The 17,745-nt window shown below is 64.1% G+C and carries 14 protein-coding genes and 1 pseudogene; 10 read left to right on the top strand and 5 right to left on the bottom strand.

What is annotated here, in order from left to right:
* Positions 1-68: 68 nt before the first annotated feature.
* Positions 69-1,475: an MFS transporter gene (locus M1P90_RS26150; protein ID WP_483698532.1), complete on the top strand. Its 1,407-nt coding sequence runs from the start codon at positions 69-71 to the stop codon at positions 1,473-1,475.
* Positions 1,476-1,570: 95 nt separating this feature from the next.
* Here the strand turns inward: M1P90_RS26150 and M1P90_RS26145 are convergent, their stop codons facing one another.
* Positions 1,571-3,709, bottom strand: coding sequence for an N-acetylmuramoyl-L-alanine amidase (locus M1P90_RS26145; protein ID WP_483698531.1), 2,139 nt, complete (start codon positions 3,707-3,709; stop codon positions 1,571-1,573).
* A 112-nt stretch (positions 3,710-3,821) separates the two neighbouring features.
* Positions 3,822-4,325, bottom strand: a complete 504-nt coding sequence (locus M1P90_RS26140; protein WP_483698530.1) for a ClbS/DfsB family four-helix bundle protein — start codon at positions 4,323-4,325, stop codon at positions 3,822-3,824.
* Between the two features lie 307 nt (positions 4,326-4,632).
* Here M1P90_RS26140 and M1P90_RS26135 point away from each other — a divergent pair, with 307 nt between their 5' ends.
* Complete coding sequence (locus M1P90_RS26135; protein WP_483698528.1) at positions 4,633-5,271, top strand: class I SAM-dependent methyltransferase; 639 nt, start codon at positions 4,633-4,635, stop codon at positions 5,269-5,271.
* Positions 5,272-5,435: 164 nt separating this feature from the next.
* Here the strand turns inward: M1P90_RS26135 and M1P90_RS26130 are convergent, their stop codons facing one another.
* Positions 5,436-6,380, bottom strand: coding sequence for a YitT family protein (locus M1P90_RS26130; protein WP_483698527.1), 945 nt, complete (start codon positions 6,378-6,380; stop codon positions 5,436-5,438).
* Positions 6,381-6,818: 438 nt separating this feature from the next.
* Between M1P90_RS26130 and M1P90_RS26125 the strand changes: the two genes are divergently transcribed.
* Positions 6,819-7,826, top strand: coding sequence for a Gfo/Idh/MocA family protein (locus M1P90_RS26125; RefSeq protein ID WP_483698525.1), 1,008 nt, complete (start codon positions 6,819-6,821; stop codon positions 7,824-7,826).
* A 248-nt stretch (positions 7,827-8,074) separates the two neighbouring features.
* Entirely contained in the window at positions 8,075-8,389 is a 315-nt protein-coding gene (locus M1P90_RS26120) for a hypothetical protein (protein WP_483698524.1), read from the top strand.
* 171 nt (positions 8,390-8,560) lie between these two features.
* Here the strand turns inward: M1P90_RS26120 and M1P90_RS26115 are convergent, their stop codons facing one another.
* Entirely contained in the window at positions 8,561-10,147 is a 1,587-nt protein-coding gene (locus M1P90_RS26115) for a heme o synthase (RefSeq protein WP_483698522.1), read from the bottom strand.
* Positions 10,148-10,549: 402 nt separating this feature from the next.
* Here M1P90_RS26115 and M1P90_RS26110 point away from each other — a divergent pair, with 402 nt between their 5' ends.
* The 4 genes from M1P90_RS26110 (at position 10,550) to M1P90_RS26095 (ending at position 15,109) form a co-directional block, all read left to right on the top strand.
* Positions 10,550-11,305, top strand: a complete 756-nt coding sequence (locus M1P90_RS26110) for a GntR family transcriptional regulator (RefSeq protein WP_483698521.1) — start codon at positions 10,550-10,552, stop codon at positions 11,303-11,305.
* Positions 11,306-11,880: 575 nt separating this feature from the next.
* Positions 11,881-12,657 carry an SDR family NAD(P)-dependent oxidoreductase gene (locus M1P90_RS26105; RefSeq protein ID WP_483698519.1) on the top strand — a complete coding sequence of 259 codons (777 nt, stop codon included), beginning with the start codon at positions 11,881-11,883 and terminating at the stop codon, positions 12,655-12,657.
* A gap of 12 nt (positions 12,658-12,669) precedes the next feature.
* Positions 12,670-13,398: a (Fe-S)-binding protein gene (locus M1P90_RS26100; protein WP_483698518.1), complete on the top strand. Its 729-nt coding sequence runs from the start codon at positions 12,670-12,672 to the stop codon at positions 13,396-13,398.
* A 271-nt stretch (positions 13,399-13,669) separates the two neighbouring features.
* Positions 13,670-15,109 (top strand): LutB/LldF family L-lactate oxidation iron-sulfur protein, encoded by a 1,440-nt coding sequence (locus M1P90_RS26095; RefSeq protein WP_483698517.1) that lies wholly within the window; start codon positions 13,670-13,672, stop codon positions 15,107-15,109.
* A 283-nt stretch (positions 15,110-15,392) separates the two neighbouring features.
* Here M1P90_RS26095 and M1P90_RS26090 read toward each other — a convergent pair.
* A pseudogene (locus M1P90_RS26090) lies at positions 15,393-15,506 on the bottom strand (pentapeptide repeat-containing protein); the annotation flags it as partial.
* On the opposite strand from M1P90_RS26090, the gene M1P90_RS26085 reads away from it, so the two are divergent.
* Together M1P90_RS26085 and M1P90_RS26080 are read left to right on the top strand one after the other, a co-directional pair.
* A complete protein-coding gene (locus tag M1P90_RS26085) occupies positions 15,490-16,143 on the top strand; it encodes a LutC/YkgG family protein (RefSeq protein ID WP_483698515.1) in 654 nt (217 codons plus the stop codon). The pseudogene M1P90_RS26090 and the gene M1P90_RS26085 sit on opposite strands and share 17 nt — an antisense overlap.
* Positions 16,144-16,693: 550 nt before the next feature.
* Complete coding sequence (locus tag M1P90_RS26080; protein ID WP_483698514.1) at positions 16,694-17,701, top strand: hypothetical protein; 1,008 nt, start codon at positions 16,694-16,696, stop codon at positions 17,699-17,701.
* The last annotated feature ends 44 nt before the right edge of the window (positions 17,702-17,745 follow it).

Here is a 17,745-nt window from a genome sequence, read left to right as displayed (position 1 = left end):
CTCCGTTTCTCCGTGGTGAAATCCGTCATTCGTCCATCGTCATTCGTCCCTTAACTGGAGCTATTTTCATGAAACAAAAGTCCCCGTCGCCCTGGGCGATTTTGGCCGTCACCAGCCTGGCGGTATTCGCGGTGATGCTCGACGCGCTGGTGCTGTTTGTGGCCTTTCCCGCCATTGAGCGCAGCTTCAGCGGCGTATCGGGCGCACAGCTCTCGTGGGTGCTGAACGCCTACACAATCGTGTATGGCGCGCTGCTGGTGCCGGCTGGCCGCTTCGCCGACCGGGTTGGGCGCAAGCGCGTTTTTCTGGCCGGCGCAACATTGTTCACGCTGGCGTCGGTGCTGTGCGGGCTGGCGGGCTCGCCAGCGCTGCTGATTGCGGCGCGCGTGCTGCAAGCCGTGGGCGGCGCGATGCTCACGCCCACCTCGCTGGCGCTGACGCTGGCGGCCTTCTCGCAGGACATGCGCTCGGTGGCGGTGGCGCTGTGGGGGGCGGTTGGCGCGCTGGCCGTGGTGGCTGGGCCGCCGCTCGGCTCGCTGATTGTGCAGCTGGCGGGCTGGCCGGGCATTTTCTTTCTCAACCTGCCGGTAGGGCTGGCGGCGGTGCTCGTTGGCCGCGCGATCATCCGCGAGTCGCGCGATGAGACGCCCGGCGCGCTGCCCGACCTGCTGGGCGTGCTGCTGCTGGTTGGCGCAAGCGCGCTGCTGGCATTCAGCATTGTGCAGAGCGAATCGCAGGGCTGGGGTAATGGCGCGGTGCTTGGCGCGCTGCTTGCTGGCGCAATCGTGCTGGTGGCGTTTGTCGTGCGCTCGGCGCGCGTCACCTCGCCCGCACTCGACTTGTCGCTGTTCCGCGACCGCTCGTTCTCGCTGGCAAATGCCGGCATGTTTTTCTACAGCATCGGCTTCACGGCGATGTTTTTTGGCTCGATCTTCTTTCTGACGCGCATCTGGGGCTACCCGCTGGTGCGTGCGGGCATGGCGCTGATGCCCGGGCCGCTGATGGTGGTGCTGTTCGCGCCGATCACCGGGCGGCTGGCGGGAATTTACGGCCACCGGCGGCTGCTGGTGCCGGGCGGAATCATCTACGCAATCGGGGCGTCGGTGCTGCTGTTTGGCGTCAGCACGACGCCGCACTTTCTGAGCGTCTGGCTGCCCAGCACGCTGCTTACGGGCATTGGTGTGTCGCTGATTATGCCGATTCTGGGCGGCGCGGCCGTGCAAAACCTGCCGCCCGCAAAGCTGGCGGTCGGTAGTGGCGTGAACCAGGCCATTCGCCAGTTTGGCACCGTGCTGGGCGTCTCGCTGACCTTCGCGATCCTGGGCGATGCACCAAGCGCGGTTGCGCCCTTCCACGGCATCTACCTGCTAATGATCTTCAGCGGCCTGAGCGTGACGCTGCTGAGCCTGGGGCTGCGCGCGCGTGCGCCGGGCAAGCCACGTGAGTTCGCACAGCCGCACATCAGCTTCGAGTAGCACGGCCAGGGTTCCCGAAAAGTACAGTTCGATGGGGGCACGATCGGCGAAACCGCCCCCCGCCCCCATTTTCTAAGCCCTGAGCTGAACGCGCACTAATTCGTGCAGGGGCGCACATCAACTGGCGCGCCAAAGGTTGTATCCTGCTGGGTGGCATAGGCGTCGCAGCAGAAATCGTAGGGCCCGCCGCGCAGCTTGCTATACTCGTGCGCAAAGGTATTCTGGATGTCGGCGCTGAAAAATGGCACCGGGTTGAGCGCAATGCCCGAGTTCTTCGCCGCCTGGCCCGGGTCGCGGTTGCCAAGCAGCGCGGCCGGCACCGGGCGCAGCTCGAAGTGCACATGCCCGCCATTGTATTCGCCCGACAGCGCCAGCAGGTCGCCTGGCTTCACAAACTGCCCACGCTGCGCAATCGTCTTCGAGCAATGGCCATACACGGCGTACACATTGCCGTAGCGCACCAGCACGGCCAGCGGTGGGCAGCCGCCGAACGGAACCAGTGCTTTGTTGCCGGGGTCGCCAGCGGCCACCACCAGCCCATAGCCAATCGAAAGCAGCTGCGTGCCAACCGGCAGCATGAAGTCCATTCCCGAATGCCGGCCCTGCGTGTTTTTGTAGAAATCGCTGCGGTGCCGCACCGAGAACTTGGTGTAGCCATAGGGCTGCCCGAGGCGCGGGGCCGAAGCGAAGGGCAGCACATAGAAGGTGTGGCGCTGGTCGCTCAGCGGCTCGTCAACCTGGTCGCGCGGGGCGGCTGGCTGTGCCGGCGCGGGGGCGGTAACTGATGCTGTTACGGTGTTTACTGCGGCGGCAGCGGGCGCGGCAGCGGGCAAGCCGCTCAGGCGCTTGATCGGGCCATTCTGCGCGGCGTAGAGTGTGTCGCAGGCGAACACCTGCATGGTGAATGGGTTGCCTTCGAAATCGATCGCATACACGCCGCTGAGTGGCGCGCCGAGCTTCTGGCTGCTGGCAAGCTGCTGCATTGGCGCGCTGGCGTCGTAGGCCACGCCAGCGATCTTGTAGGTTTCGGCCCACAGCCCTTCGCGCAGTGGCCCGGCCGGCTCGTCGCTGAGCCGCCGCACATCGCCCCAGTTGGTTTTGCTTTCGTTGGCCATGTTATAGGGCGTGTACAGCGTGTCGCACGAAAACACCTGCATTGCGACCTTCTGGCCGTTGATGGTGGTGGCGTAGCCCGCGCCCAGCGGCTCGCCCAGTTTGTCGCGCACTGCTCGCTGGTGAAAGGACTGATTGTCGTGCAGGGCGCCGCCGGCAGCCGCAAAACCCGCTTCAAGGATCAGGCGCGCCGCGCTGCTGCCCGCCGCCGGAATTGTGCCATTCAGCGCGCTGTTCAGGCTTTGCACCTCGCCCCATTTGGGTATTTCGTTAAACAGCACATCGCGCGCAAATGGCTGGAAGCCATAGGTTTTGCCGCCAAACGATACCTGCTTCGCTTTGGTGGCGCTTTGGGCCAGCGGCGCGCCGAGGTTGTTTTTCGCCGCATACTGGTGAAACGACCAGTCGCTGCGGAAGCCCTCGCCACGGTAGCGGTACGTTTCGCCCAGCAAAAACGACCGCAGCCGCGCCTGCGAATCGGGGTCGTCGTCGCTCAGCACCGCCGGCCCCGGCATGTCGCGCATGGAGTGGTCGTCGTCGCTCAGCACCGCCGGCCCACTGCCCTGCGTGCCACCGCAGATCGTGCCTTCGTCGAAAAGCACGTCGTCGTCGCTCAGAACCACTGGGCCGCGCACGCTTGTTGGGTGCGCAATTGGCGGCGGCAGGTCGGCCGGCGTCAGCACGCCATCGGCGGTGCTCAGGCCGGGCAGCGCATCTTCCCAGCGCTGCACCGCGCTGTCGGCAAGCGTGTAGGTGCTTTTGAGCCTCCCAATCAGCGATTGCAATGCGTCCAGCTGCTCGGCGGGAACAACTGTGCCGGGTGTGTGTTCCAGCGTCACGCCAATGCTGATCGGGTCGATGTTACGGCGGCGCTTGTTCCAGGTGGCGCTGCCGCTGTGCTTCGCGGCGCGTGCTTCTTCCACAAGCTGCGTGATCGCGCCCGCAGCGTCGATGTAATAATGCGGGGCAGTTGCCGCGCCCGGCGCAGCGTAGGATTCCAGGGCATCGGCTGCGGGCTGTGGGTCGCTGTGCAGAACGATCAGGGAAACAGTGGCGCCTTTGCGAGAGCCGCTGGCAGATGAGGCGGCCATGTGCTCATGAATGCGGGGCGAATCACTCATTCTGTGCTCCGTTTTCAATTCACGGTTCGGCCGAAACGCTGCTTCATACGATGAAGCGTCGTGTGTGGGCTTCTATCATACCGCGAAATCTCGCAAAGGATAAGAGGAACATTTAGGCGTGAAAGCCAGCCAGCACCGGCTGGAGGAATTCCCAGTGCTCCTGGTGATGCTCGTAGGTGCCTTCGAGCACGCCAAGCAGCGGGTAGCCGTCCATCCACGGGTAGCGATCGTCGCCCAGCCACAGCGCGTCGGGCACTTGCGCGCTGAGTTCGAGCAAGTGCGCAAAATTCGCGCGCCAGTTGCGGCGGACCTCGGGCCACGGCTGCTCGCGGGTTTGTGAATGGAACCAGGCGTTGAGCTCGTCGACATCTTCCGTCTCGGGGTCGAGCTCGGGCGGCAGGTTCGGGTAGTTGGGCTCGCCGCCGTCCAGCGCCGCCTGAACGCGCGCAACCGAACGCTGCTGCCAGGCATGCAGGTGCGCCACCACATCTTTGATCGACCAGCCTTCGTCGAACTGCGGGCTGGTGAGCTGCGCCTCGCTCAGGCTCGCAAGCAGCGCGTCCCAGCGCTCGAATTCGGCGCGCAGCAGTGGCAGCGCGTCCTGTTTGCTGTTCATAGAATGCTCCTTTTATTTCATTGGCACGAACGACGCGGCGCGATATTGCCGCGGGATTGAGAAGCAGGAAACGGAAATCTTCTGCGTCCGCGCCAGCCGGTGACGCCAGTATATCGCGCAATGCGGTCGGAAATGGCCCGCATAAAGCGCCGCGCACATATTTACAGCATTCGTCACAATGGATGAGCCGTCAATCTTGTACGCGATAGCTTTCTGATGCCTTAGTGCTGCTGCCGACTGGCCTCTGCTCACAGCCGACTGCTCTAGGCGCTATAATTGCCCGCACGCTCATAGCTTGAGGGAGACAATGGCAGAACAAAATCCCGTGGCGCGCAGCTACGACCAGGTTGCGGCCGAGTATACCGCGCAGATCGCCAATGAGCTGGCTGGCAAGCCGCTCGACCGCGCGCTGCTGCTGGCCTTTGCCGAGCAGGTGGGCAGTCTCGGGCCGATTGCCGACATTGGCTGCGGGCCGGGGCATGTCGCAGCGTTTCTGGCCGAAGCTGGCGCGGAAACAATCGGCTTCGATCTTTCGGCGGGCATGATCGAGCAGGCGCGCACGCGCTTCCCCGCGCTCTCGTTCGAGCAGGCCGACATGCGCGCCCTGCCGCTCCCCGATGCGGTGCTGGGCGGGATCGTCGCCTTTTACAGCATCATCCACCTTGCGCCGGGCGACCTGCTGCCCGCGTTTCGCGAGTGGCGGCGTGTGCTCAAGCCGGGCGGGCGCGTGCTGGTGGCCTTCCACATTGGCGACAACGTGATTCACATGGACGAATGGTGGGAACAGGGGGTCGATCTCGATTTTCGCTTTTTGCAGCCCGACGCCGTGGCGGCCACGCTGGAAGAAGCCGGCTTTGCGCTTGAAGTGCAGCTGCGGCGCGCGCCCTACCCCGGCGCAGAGCACCCCAGCCAGCGCGGCTACGTGCAGGCGCGGCGCAGCGATTAGCCCAGCACAAGGCCACAGAGCAACAGTGTTGTTTGGGACATGCGAAACCCTTCCCTGCCAGAGCCAGAAACTGCGAAGCGAGAAACGGAAATCAGGCAAGAATTTCCGCATTGTAATCCCCAAACCCGATTCCCCAATCCCTAACCTCTGCGCGTTCACGCGCACTAACGCGCATCACCATCGGCCACATCCTCGGGCGCGAGCGCGAAATTCGCGGAGTGAAAGCGCGGCTGCAAGGGGCGGAAGCGCTGGCCAAGCGCCTGGTGGCCCTGCCCGATCACCAGCAGCGCGCCCGGGTCGGCGGCAGCCACCACCTCGCGCAGCTCGCCCACCTGCGAGCGATTGATCGTGGTGAACAGAACATCGTGCGGCTGGTGCGTGAACTTGCCCTCGCCGCGCCAGGCCGTCACGCCATAGCCAAGCTGCTTCATAATCGCGCCCGCCACGCGGTCGCCGTGGTCGGTGACAATCGTGGCAATGCGGATGACGCCCGGCCCTTCCAGCACATAATCGGCCACCAGGCCCCAGATAAACAGCGTCATAAGCGCGTACATCGCCGCTTCCCAGCTAAACAGCACCGCCGCAAACACGATGATCACGCCATCGACGCAGAGGTAGGCCTGGCTGAGCGGCATGCCCGTCAGGCGCTGCAGCACGCGCGAAAGAATGCCCGTGCTTGCGCCCGCGCCGCCGCCGCGGTAGAGCAGGCCCGCGCTGATGCCGCCCACCACGCCAGCATAGATCGCGTTCAGCAGCAGGTCGTTGCTGATGCCGCCCTGAGGCAGAAAGCGCGCCACAATGTCGACGCCGCCGCTGGAGATGATGGTGTAGAGCAGCGAGCGCCGCAGAAAGCGCCAGCCGCCCAGCATGCGGAAGCCCAGCGCCAGCAGCGGCACGTTGAAGCCAAGCATCACCAGGCTAAGCGACCAGCCCGTGATCGCATTGATGATGATGCCAATGCCGCTCACGCCACCTGGCGCGATGCGATGCGGGGCCAGAAACAGCGCGACGTTCAGCGCGGCGATCAGCCCAGCGACACTGATGAGCAGGTAATCGACCACAGCCCCCACGGTGAAGCGGGCGCGCGGGCGCGACAGAACGGCGGGCATATGGGCCTCCTGATGATGAAAATCTTCGCTGCTGCGGTGCGCGCACGATACACGCGCGCCGGTGGGATGTCAAGCGGGAATGACGAAGGACGAATGACGAAGGACGAACGACTATTTCACCGCAAAGAGCGCAAAGGGCGCGGAGGCCCCGAAGGATTTACGATTGACGATTGACGATTGGGATGAGCAACGGATGATTCGCGTCCTGAGTAGCGACGTAGCCGCGTATCGAAGGGCGCAGAGGATTTGAAGATTGCATGTTCGCAGGCCCAGGCCCAAAACCCCAGACCCTAAACCCTCGTGCGGCTGCAGGTTAGTACGCATTCAAAACTCAACATTCAACATTCAAAACTTGTAACCTGCAACCCGTCGCGAAGCGCGTATAATACGGCACGCGCCGAAAGCTCAGACCGTGCTGAAATCAGAAAGAAGGCAATCGTGTTTCGTGTCGCTTTGATTGGGTGCGGCTTGATCAGCGAGTCGCATATTCGCGCCTATGGGCAGCACGCCACCCGCGCGCGCATTACGGTGTGCTGCGATCTCGACGCCGCCAAGGCCGCGCACTGCGCTGAGCTGGCTGGCGGCGCGCGCGCAACCACATCGCTGGAAGAAGTGCTGGGCGACCCCGAGGTCGACGCGGTGGAGATCTGCACGCCGCACCACCTCCACGCCGATATCGCCATCGCTGCCGCGCGCGCGGGCAAGCACATTCTCTGCCAGAAGCCGCTGGAAAAAACGCTGGCCGGCTGCGACGCGATTATTAGCGCGGCTGAGGCGGCCGGCGTAACGTTGTTCTATGGCGAAACCAACCACACCCTGCCGGCAGTCGTCGAGATGAAGCGCGCCATCGACGCAGGGCGGATCGGGCCGCTGGTGGGCATTCAGGCCACCTACGCGCACTGGCAGGGCGGCAAGTATCTTTCCACCGCGTGGCGCTACGATCCGAACGTCACAGGCGGCGGGCAGCTCCTGGATGGGGGCATCCACTACATCGACGTGCTCTTGCAGATCGGCGGGCCGATCAAGGCGGTGAGCTGCATGGCCACGCGCTTCCGCCCCGAGCTTGGCGGCGAAGACACGGCGGTGCTGAATGTGCGCTTTGCTGGCGGCCAGCTTGGCACGCTGTTTTCCTCGCAGGCGGCGGGCGTGTGGTTCCCCGGCTCCAGCGTGGTGGCGTTTGGCATGGAAGGCGTGCTGGCGCTGGGCGGGCCACTCGGCGCGCTGACGCTGTTCCGGCCCAGCGGCGGCATGCGCCCCGAGCCGGAGGTGTTGCTGCCGAACTACGAAGATGGCTTCGCCGCCATGATCGGCCGCTACCTCGACACCGTGCTGGATGGCGCGCCCAACCCCTCGCCGGGCAGCGTCGGGCGCGAAAACCTGCGCGTGGTGCTGGCCGCCTACGAGGCAGCGCGGCTGGGGCGCGAAGTCGAGCTGGGCGCGGGGTAGCGCGAGAGGTGCGATAACCACTTCGGATTGTGTGAGCTAGGACGCGGATGGACGCAGACGAGCGCGGAACGACAGATGTATATTCCAGCAATCCGCGTTCTCCGCGTTCCTCTGCGTCCTATCTATATTTGTTCGATTGTGTGAGCTGGGACGCGGATGGACGCGAACGAGCGCGGAACGACAGATGTATATTCCAGCAATCCGCGTTCTCCGCGTTCCTCTGCGTCCTATCTATATCGGAGCGCGCAGTGAGCGAAGCAGAACAGGCGCAGCGCCACAGGACGGGCTGGGCGGTATTCGTGGCGGCACTGCTGGTGATTGTGGTGCTGGCCTGCCCGCTGGCCGGGCTGGGCGTGTGGCGTGGCGCGCTTGCACTGCCCTGGTTCGAGCAATCGTTGGGCGGTGCGCGGCTGGTGGGCTACAGCACCTGGAACGCCGGCTGCGAACCTTACACCGGCTGCGCGCCAACCCGCCAGGAATCGTATGTGATCTGGCTGGTGTATGAAACGCAACCTGCCAGCAAGCGTGCCTACCGGCTCGTGCGCGTGCCAATTGCACATTAGGCAGGGGATACTATCATCCACAGATTACGCAGATTACGCAGATGAGAATATAATCTGAAATCTGCACCATCTGTTAATAATGAAGTTGTACTGTTCTTTACCTGCCAAGAAAAACACGAAGGCACGAAGAATCGCGCGATTCTTCGTGCCTTCTGACCTCTGAGCCTTGTTTTACGCGAACAGCACCCGGTCGAGCACCATCGCCACCCAGAGCAGCGCCAAATACAGCAGCGAAAACTTATACAGCGCCCAGGCGGCCGGCACCGTGCCATCGCGCCAGAGCAGCAGCGCATAGCGCAGGAAGATCGCGCCCAGAAGGAGCGCCATGGCGAGGTAGGCCAGGCCAAACAGGTGCAGCGGCGTGGGCAGAATCGTGATCAGCAGCATCAGCACCGTGTACAGCACAATCTGGCGCTTGGTTTCGCCGCTGCCCGCCACCACCGGCAGCATTGGCACGCTGGCACGGGCATAATCTTTCTCGCGGATCAGAGCCAGCGCCCAGAAGTGCGGCGGCGTCCAGTAGAAAATAATCGCGAACAGCAGCAGCGAGGCCCAGGTCAGCCCGCCAGTGGCGGCAGCCCAGCCCACCAGCGGCGGGAACGCGCCCGCGCCGCCGCCGATCACAATATTGCTCGGCGTGGTGCGCTTCAGCCAGCGCGTGTAGATCAGCACATAGTAGAAATAGCCCGCCAGCGAAAGCAGCGCCGCCGCGAGATTAACAAACACGGCCAGAATCGCGAAGGCCAGCGCGCCCAGCACAATGCCCAGAACCAGCGCGTGCCAGGCCGGGATGCGCCCGCTCGGGATGGGGCGGCGGCTGGTGCGGCCCATGTTGATGTCAATATCCTGATCGGCCCAGCAGTTCACCGCGTGCGCGCCCGAGGCCATCAGCCAGCCGCCCACAAAGGTCCAGAACACCAGCGCGAGTGGCGGCACGCCTGCCGGAGTGATGTACATGCTCGCGACGGTCGTGAGGATCAGCAGGGTGATCACGCCCGGCTTGGTCAGGCTGATGTAGTCTTTCAGTTTGGAGGGTTTCTTCGCCACGACCTCGGCGGCGAGTGGCTTGGGTGCGGCACCCTGCGGCAAGTAAAACACCAGCGCCACCTGCACCACCAGCGCCGACCATGTCGCCACGCCAACGGCGAGGTGCGCGCCGCGCGTCGCCGCAAGCTGCCCAACCGTGCCATCGCTGGCCAGCAGCACTTGCAGCATACCCACCAGCACCTGCGCCGCCATCAGCGCCAGGGTGGCGATCACCGCCCGGCGCACGGGCCGCTCGGCGCGCAGCCGCCATGTTTGGGCGGCCAGCAGGCCCACTGCCAGCGCCGCAAGCGCGGCCAGCACGCGATGCGCCATTGCCAGCTGTGCCAGGCTGTAGCTGGCAGTTGCGCTATCTGTTGCGCAGATCGGCAGCGCCAGGCATGCGCGCAGCGCGTTCTCGTTCGCCACCAGCGCGCCGGCCGCCAGCGTGACATACACGAGTGCAATCACCAGCGCGGCCACACGGCGGTAGCGCCGCAGCGACGCCTCGGCGCGTGCGCCGCGCCGCGCAGCCGGGGCGGCCACGCGCCCGGCCACCAGCACGAACAGCGCCACCCCCAGCGCCGCGATTGCGGCCATGCTGAGCAGCAGCGCGCCAGGTGCAGGCGTTGCGCCACTGGCGACCGCAACGCCATAGGCCAGCGCCGCGCCGAGCGCAAGCACCGCCTGTACTGCACGAAGCCGCGCAACGGCAGGCGAAGATTGAGGTTGCATAGGCAGTTCTTCTTGTGGGTGCCGCACACCACGCGGGGCATGGTGCTGCGGAAAATGGGATGCTTGAGTGCCGGCGAGTCTAGCATAGGCAGTGCCCTGTGTCAAATATCACAAGATTGCGCAATGGGGTGGAGAATCCTGCAATTCAGGCTTGACTCGCGTGGTTGCGTGATTTATACTTTTTGTATTCAACTCCCTAGAACAATTTACATAGTATGCAGTTGCGCTCTTTGGCATCATTCAGTGGGTGCCCGACGCTGTGCTTTTCGCCTGCGGCAGCAAGGCAAAACGATCATTTTTGTGTACGGTTTTTCCGCGCGTAGCGCGGAAAAACCGTACACAAAGAAAAGTAAGTACCGCTCTGCCGAAGGCTCAGCAGGCCAACTGCATAAGCCCTAAATTATGATGAGCGCGCCACCTGGCACCAACAAATCGGTTGGCGATACGCTGTGGCAGGCAATCGCCGACGCTGCCGGCCCTTCACCCATGCTGGTGGATGGCGTGTATCGCGCGCTCTGGAATCAGATCGTGGAAGGCGTGCGCCAGCCGGGCGAGAGCCTTTCCGACTCGGCGCTGGCCGCTGAGTTGGGTGTGAGCCGCACGCCGGTGCGCCAGGCGCTGCATCAGCTCCAGCGCATTGGGCTGGTGCAAACCGGCCCGCGCCGTGGTTTTCATGTCACCATCTACCGCGCCGACGATATTCGCGAGCTGTACGACCTGCGCACGGTGCTGGAGGTGGCGGCGATCCGCGCGGCCCTGCCACACATCAGCGCCAGCCAGATCCACGCGGCGCAGGCGCAGGTAGCCGAGCTGCGGGCGGCCCTGCCCGGCGCGCAGGACATGAGCGCGCGGCTGCTGCGCGGCGAGATCGATTTTCACCACGGCCTGATTGCCGCGCACGCTGGCAACCGCCGCCTCGCCGCCGCCATTGCCGAGCAGCGCGCCCAGATCGGCATTTTCCTGATTGGCGGGCTGCGCGACCACTCGCTGATGGCGGGCGCGCTTGGCGAGCACGACCTGATTGTACAGGCCATGCTCGCAGGCGACGCAGATCGCGCAGCGGCGGCGATGGAGCAGCACATCCAGGCAATGAAAGAGCGCGTGCTGGTGCGCTTCGCCGCACGCTCGGCTGGGCGTGTGCGTGCTGCGCGGGAATGATCTGGGTGAAAACCTCAACCACGAAGACACGAAATATGGTGGTTTGAAGGTTACAGGTTTGCAAGTTTGCAGGTTGCCGGTTCTTGGTTCTCGTTTCTGGTTGACAGGTTGCAGGTTTGCAAGTTTGCAGGTTGCCGGTTCTTGGTTCTCGTTTCTGGTTGACAGGTTGCAGGTTTGCAAGTTTGCAGGTTGCCGGTTCTTGGTTCTCGTTTCTGGTTGACAGGTTGCAGGTTTGCAAGTTTGCAGGTTGCCGGTTCTTGGTTCTCGTTTCTGGTTGACAGGTTGCAGGTTTGCAAGTTTGCAGGTTGCCGGTTCTTGGTTCTCGTTTCTGGTTGACAGGTTGCAGGTTTGCAAGTGAGAAGGTTGTGGAGCACGGCTTCATGCCGGCTGCCTGCTGCCGACTGCTTTGTTCTCGGTTCTCAGTTCTTGGTTCTCGGTTCTTGGTTCTTTGAAGGTTTGAAGGTTTGAAGGTTTTGGGTTGTTGGCCCAATCCCAAAACCCCAGACCCTAAACCCTCAAATAGTTCTCGTTTCGGCGTATTGCATACGCCGCTTCTCAGTTCATAGCGAGGTTGTATGTTTCAGCTAGACGGAAAAATCGCGCTGGTCACTGGCGCGGGCTCGGGCATTGGCCGTGAAATTGCGCTGCTGTTCGCCAAGCAGGGCGCGCGCGTGATCGTCGCCGACCGCGACACTCCCGCCGCCGACGCAGTGGTGGCCGAGATCACGGGCGCGGGCGGCGCGGCTGCCACGCAAACGCTTGATGTTTCGCAGGAAACGCAGGTGGCGACCGCCTTTGCCGAGGTGGTGCAGCGCGAGGGCCGGCTCGACATTCTGGTGAACAACGCGGGCATCAGCCACGTTGGCAACATTCTCGAAACCACCGCCGACGACTGGGACCGTGTGATGGGCGTGAATGCGCGCGGCGTGTTTCTGTGCGCCCGCGAGGGCCTGCGCCAGATGCTGGCCCAGGAGCCGCGCGGCGGCAGCATCATCAATATCGCCTCGGTGGCGGGCATGATTGCGGTCGACCGGCGCTTCCCCTACAGCGCCAGCAAAGGCGCGGTGATCAGCATCACCCGCTCGGTCGCGATTGATTTTGCCAATAGCGGCGTGCGCGTGAATGCGATCTGCCCCGGCACGGTGCACACGCCATTCGTGGAAGGCTACCTGGCGCGCAACTTCCCCGACACTGCCGACGAAGTGCGCGGCCAGTTGCACGCCCGCCAGCCAATTGGGCGCATGGGTCGGCCCGACGAAATTGCCGCCGCCGCGCTCTACCTTGCCTCCGACGAGGCCGCCTTTGTGACCGGCTCGTGCCTGGTGATCGACGGCGGGTGGACGGCTAAATAAGAAGGAATCGCGATGCAGCTTGCCCTTTTTATTACCTGCTTCAACGATACGATCTTCCCGCAAACTGGCCGCGCCATGGTCGGCCTGCTGGAGCGGCTGGGCCACCGCGTTGAGTTCCCGCAGGCGCAAACCTGCTGCGGCCAGATGCATTTCAACACCGGCTACCAGCGCGAGTCTATCCCGCTGGTGCGCCACTTCGTCGAGACATTTGCGCCCTACGAGGCGATTGTCGCGCCTTCGGCGTCGTGCGTGGGCATGGTGCGCGAGTTCTATGGGCGCGTGGCCGAAATTTCGGGCGACCGCCGGCTGGCCGCCGATGTGGCCGCGCTGACGCCACGCGTGTATGAGCTGAGCGAATTTCTGGTGCACAAGCTCGGCGTGGAAGATGTGGGCGCCTACTACCCGCACCGTGTCACCTACCACCCTACCTGCCACTCGCTGCGCGTGCTGCACCTGGGCGACGCGCCGCTGCGCCTGCTGCGCAAGGTGCGCGGCATCGACCTGGTGGAGCTGCCGAACGCCGAGCAGTGCTGCGGTTTTGGCGGCACCTTCGCCGTGAAAAATGCCGACACATCCATGGCCATGCTGGGCGACAAGCTGCGCTGCGTGCTCGACACACGCGCGGAGGTGTGCGCTTCGGCCGACAACTCCTGCCTGATGCACATCGGCGGCGCGCTGCACCGGCAACGGGCAGGCGTGCGCGCCATCCACCTGGCCGAAATCCTGGCCGCGACGGAGTAGACGTCTGAGATCAGAGATCGTATCTCATAAGGTCGAAGCTCACAGGCACGTCTCGTAAGGGCGAAGCATTCGCCTCACGATATGTTTATATTATCGATCTTTTCCAAGGCGAATGCTTCGCCCAAACCATGATCGGAAGCGCGTGGCGAATGCTTCGCCCAAACTGCGCTCGCACAACATGTCACTATAAAGCGCGAGGCGAATGCTTCGCCCAAACCGTGACCGGAAGCCTGGGGCGAATGCCTCGCCCAAACATCGGATGGACAATACTATGAAACATGCAGGACTGCCCTCCGAGCCAATCAGCTTTTATGCCTCTGCCAAGGAGGCGCTGGCAAACACGCAGCTGCGCCGCAACATGGGCAAAGCCACCCAGACCATCCGCGCCAAGCGCGCCAGTGTGGTGGGCGAAATGCCCGATTGGGAAGCGCTGCGCGAGGCAGGTCGTGCACTCAAGGAGCGCACGCTGCGCCACCTCGACGACTACCTGCTTCAGCTTGAGGCGTCGGTGGAAGCGGCTGGCGGGCATGTGCACTGGGCGCGCGACGCCCGCGAGGCCAACCAGATCGTCACGCAGATCGTGCAGAGCCACGGCGCGCGCGAGGTCGTGAAGGTCAAATCGCTCACCACCGACGAGATCGGGCTGAACGCCGCGCTCGACGCGGCCGGCATCGCCGCGACCGAAACCGACCTGGCCGAGCTGATCATTCAGCTGGCGGGCGAAAGTTCATCGCACATTCTGGTGCCGGCCATCCACAAGAATCGCGCCGAAATTCGCGAGCTGTTTATGCGCACGCTGGGCGTAAGCGAGCTAAGCGACGAGCCGAAAGCGCTGGCGGCAGTCGCGCGCGCGCACCTGCGGCGCAAGTTCCTCAGCGCGCCGGTTGCGATCAGCGGGGCGAACTTCGCGATTGCCGAAACGGGCACCGTCTGCGTGGTCGAATCCGAGGGCAACGGGCGCATGTGCCTGACGCTGCCGCCGGTACTGGTGTCGATTATGGGCATCGAGAAGGTCATCCCGGCCTGGCAGGATCTTGAGGTGTTTCTGCAGTTGCTGCCGCGCTCATCCACCGGCGAGCGCATGAATCCCTACACTTCGCTGTGGACGGGCGTGGCGCCGGGCGACGGGCCGCAGGAATTCCATCTGGTGCTGCTCGACAATGGGCGCAGCAATGTGCTGGCCGACGAGATTGGCCGCCAGACGCTGAACTGCATTCGCTGCAGCGCCTGCCTGAATATCTGCCCGGTCTACGAGCGCACCGGCGGCCACGCCTACCAGTCGGTCTACCCCGGCCCAATCGGCGCAATCCTGACGCCGCAGCTGGTTGGCGTGGATGTGGCGGGTTCCCTGCCCTACGCCTCATCGCTGTGCGGCGCGTGCTACGAGGTTTGCCCGGTGAAGATCAACATTCCCGAGGTGCTGGTGCATATGCGCGGGCGCGTGGTGCAGAAAAAACAGGCCGGCCTGATCAGCCGGCTCGACCCGGAGAACGTGGGCATGCAGGCGCTCGGCCGCATGTTCGAAAGCCCGCGCCTGTACGAGCAGGCGCAGCGCCTGGGGCGGCTCGGCCAGTGGCCGCTGGTGCGTGGCGACGCGATTCCGTTTCTGCCGGGGCCGCTGGCGGGCTGGACGGCCATGCGCGATCTGTTCCCAGTGGCCGATCAAACCTTCCGCGAGTGGTGGCGTGAACGCAACGGCGGGAAGAAGTGACGGGGTGAGCGCAGTGGGCAGCAGGCACAGAACCAAGAACCAGCGAAGGGCGTATTGCAATACGCCCAAACCGAGAACCAGCGAAGGGCGTATTGCAATACGCCCAAACCAAGAACCAGCGAAGGGCGTATTGCAATACGCCCAAACCAAGAACCAACGAAGGGCGTATTGCAATACGCCCAAACCGAGAACCTGCAAGCATGCAACTCCAAAACTCCGTGCCTCTGTGTCTCTGTGGTGAATCATCCGGTCTTGGTCGTCGCGCAACCTGCAACCTGCAACCTGCAAACCTGCAACCTGCAAACCTGCAACCTGCAAACCTGCAACCTGCAAACCTGCAACCTGCAAACCTGCAACCTGCAACACATGAAGAGGCAACTATGAGCAATGCCCGCACCGAAATTCTGCGCCGCGTGCGCACCGCCCTGCGCGATGTGCCCGCCGCCGAGCAGCCCGCCGAGGTAGCCGTGGCGCGCGAGTACCGCCATGCCGGCGCGGCTGCCAGCCCCGAGCTGATTGCGCGCTTTGCCGAGCGCGTGGCCGAATATAAAGCCACGGTGCATCAGATTGTGGAAGGCGAGCTGCCCGGCGCGATTGCCGACGCCTGCGCGCGGCGTGGCGTGCGCCGCCTGGTGGTGCCCGCCGACCTGCCCGCTGAGTGGGCACCCGAGGGCGTGGAGCTGCTGCGCGACGACATGCTGAGCAATGAGCAGCTCGACACCAGCGACGGCGTGCTGACCGGCTGCGCGCTCGGTGTCGCCCAGACCGGCACGATCATTCTTGACGCGGGGGCATACCAGGGCCGCCGCGCAATCACCCTGCTGCCCGACTACCACCTGTGCGTGGTGCGCGCCGAGCAGGTGGTTGACCTGGTGCCGGAAGCAATTGCGCGGCTGGCCCCGTCCGTGCGCGAAGGCCGCCGCCCAATCACGTTAATCTCTGGCCCTTCGGCAACCTCGGACATCGAGCTGAACCGCGTGGAAGGCGTACATGGCCCGCGCACGCTGGAAGTGCTGATTGTCGCAGCGGAATAAACCTCACAGGCGCGCAGAAATGCCCCACCTGCGCGCCACGCTCCCTCACACCGGCGCCACAAAAAATAGTACGCATCCCCCTCGTAACCTTTTCTTCTTTGTCAACGTTATCATGGCAACTCTGATTGCTGGGTAGCTGAACTCAACGCCCGCATGCCCGTGCCGGCATGCGCGCATGGCCCCTTGCGCCACAAGCGAACATGCCAGTTCTGGCAGCGGATGCGCGTGCGTGTAAAAGCAGAAACGGCCGCCCGATTGCTCGGGCAGCCGTTGAGGTATATGGGGGCGACGTGGAGCCGGTTCGCGCATTCGCCAGGATGGCATTGCGCTGGAATGACCGCCGCAATCATTTTCTCTTGATGCGTGAATTATATCACAGGTGCATGGCTTTTGCAACTCAGCATTTCGGCGGATGTTCTCTCCATCGAACGTCGTAGCAGTTTGACAATAATGCGAAAGGATGGTACATGAGAGCCATGCATTTCTGGGAATTGAAGATGCACGCCACGACCGAGGCGACACTGCGGCCCACGCGGGCGGCAGGCACCCTGTGGCGAGCACGCCAGGCCATGCCATGATCCGCATCGCCTGCCGAACATTGGGCGTGTTGCTGTGCGCGGTCTTGCTTGTGAGCCTGATCGCCGCGCAGCCCTTTGTCCCGATACGTGCTGCCCTCGGCGCAAGCGAATTGCTTGCGGCGCGGCCAGCCAGGCGCAGCGCAGCACCTGCCGCTGCTGCCCAGCCGCGCCCGGCCGCGCGCCCGGCCTATGCGCACCTGCGCGCGGGCGCCGACGCCGACATCATGCGCGCGCCGCGTGTGCCTGCGCCGCGCCCGCGCCCGCGCCCCGCGCCCGCCCGCATCCCCGGCGATGGCCCAGCCATGCGTGGCACACTGGTGGCGCAAACCGCCCGCCTCGACCTCTACGTTGGCAAGAATACCTTCACCGAGCAGCAGATCATCGACCGCGCCGCCAAGTTCGAGCGCGTGCTGATCGCCGCCGAAGACTATTTCGGCACCACACTGAAGCACCGCGTGTCGGTTGGCTTCTACCGCACCCCGCCCACACGTGGCGTGCGTGGCATGGCCTACACCGCCGAGCACCGCGCCGAGATCTACTACCAACCCGAGGAAGACCTCGGCAACGCCACCACAGTGGTGATGCACGAGTTGGGGCACCATCTTGAGGCGCAGCGCTACGGCGAAGACAACCAGCGCAAGGCCGACACGATCCTGCACGAAGGCATGGCCACCTGGATCGCAAGCATCCGCTGGCTCGACAAGTGCGGCGCCTCGACGTGGCGCGAGCGCGCGCAGCAGCTCAAGGCGCGGGGCATCCCAATGCGCCTGCTGACTGCCGAAGATTCGGGCGCGAACAACGCCTACGAGCTATGGGCCTCGTTTGTCGATTACCTGACGCGCCAGTATGGCTGGGATGCTGTTGACCGGCTGTACACGAGCGGGCGCGGGCGCGCCCCTGGCTCGGCTAACTACGAGAAGGTGCTCGGCAAATCGCTCGACGAGCTTGCCGACGACTGGCGGACATGGATCGACCGATAGGCAGCGGTAGGCAGTAAGCAGCGGGCGGTGGGCAGTGGGCAGGT

Source organism: Kouleothrix sp. 19917, assembly GCF_057073505.1.
Note: the sequence above shows the minus strand (reverse complement) of the source record. Positions and strands in the feature narration are given on the sequence as shown.

Excerpts from the sequence above, each read along its gene's own strand:
- M1P90_RS26095 (WP_483698517.1), top strand. The coding sequence starts at position 13,670 with ATGAAACATGCAGGACTGCCCTCCGAGCCAATCAGCTTTTATGCCTCT.
- M1P90_RS26135 (WP_483698528.1), top strand. The coding sequence starts at position 4,633 with ATGGCAGAACAAAATCCCGTGGCGCGCAGCTACGACCAGGTTGCGGCC.
- M1P90_RS26115 (WP_483698522.1), bottom strand. The coding sequence starts at position 10,147 with ATGCAACCTCAATCTTCGCCTGCCGTTGCGCGGCTTCGTGCAGTACAG.
- M1P90_RS26130 (WP_483698527.1), bottom strand. The coding sequence starts at position 6,380 with ATGCCCGCCGTTCTGTCGCGCCCGCGCGCCCGCTTCACCGTGGGGGCT.
- M1P90_RS26100 (WP_483698518.1), top strand. The coding sequence starts at position 12,670 with ATGCAGCTTGCCCTTTTTATTACCTGCTTCAACGATACGATCTTCCCG.
- M1P90_RS26105 (WP_483698519.1), top strand. The coding sequence starts at position 11,881 with ATGTTTCAGCTAGACGGAAAAATCGCGCTGGTCACTGGCGCGGGCTCG.
- M1P90_RS26110 (WP_483698521.1), top strand. The coding sequence starts at position 10,550 with ATGATGAGCGCGCCACCTGGCACCAACAAATCGGTTGGCGATACGCTG.
- M1P90_RS26145 (WP_483698531.1), bottom strand. The coding sequence starts at position 3,709 with ATGAGTGATTCGCCCCGCATTCATGAGCACATGGCCGCCTCATCTGCC.
- M1P90_RS26150 (WP_483698532.1), top strand. The coding sequence starts at position 69 with ATGAAACAAAAGTCCCCGTCGCCCTGGGCGATTTTGGCCGTCACCAGC.
- M1P90_RS26085 (WP_483698515.1), top strand. The coding sequence starts at position 15,490 with ATGAGCAATGCCCGCACCGAAATTCTGCGCCGCGTGCGCACCGCCCTG.
- M1P90_RS26140 (WP_483698530.1), bottom strand. The coding sequence starts at position 4,325 with ATGAACAGCAAACAGGACGCGCTGCCACTGCTGCGCGCCGAATTCGAG.